Origin of the sequence: Streptomyces sp. P17 (assembly GCF_032436805.1) — a bacterium.
GTDB lineage: Bacteria > Actinomycetota > Actinomycetes > Streptomycetales > Streptomycetaceae > Streptomyces.
Genome location: NZ_JAVRBF010000413.1, coordinates 1 through 378, shown reverse-complemented (window position 1 = coordinate 378; position 378 = coordinate 1). Strand labels below are relative to the sequence as shown.

The 378-nt window shown below is 47.9% G+C and carries 1 protein-coding gene; it reads left to right on the top strand.

The genetic code is table 11. The features are described from left to right. Positions 1 to 18 precede the first annotated feature (18 nt). Positions 19 to 378: hypothetical protein (locus RMT89_RS41525; protein ID WP_399498885.1), on the top strand; the 360-nt coding region annotated here is incomplete at its 3' end.

The window sequence follows — 378 nt, the reverse complement described above, 5'->3', positions numbered from 1 at the left end:
AACAAGCCTACTGAACGTCTGACCGCAGATAACGTAACTGCTCTCCGTAATGCAAATGCTACGGAATATTCGACTGACGTGGAGTTCTTCGATTTCTACGCATCGGCTGATGAAGCTACACGTCTGCTGTTCCAAGGTGGTCGTCAGGTTGCTGATGGTGTTCTCAACGAGAACCACGCAAAAACCATTGAAGGCAAGAACCGTACTATCCTGTCTGGTTTCCAGCGTACTAAGGATTATGTCGATAATATCCGCAATAATGCGGAAGCTAATGGTGTACCGGTATCAGAAGTGAAAGCCTTCTGGCCTCATACCATGATCTCGACAAACCGTATGATGCAGCTTGGTGGTATCACGCCACAGAGCGATAAGCTGCTG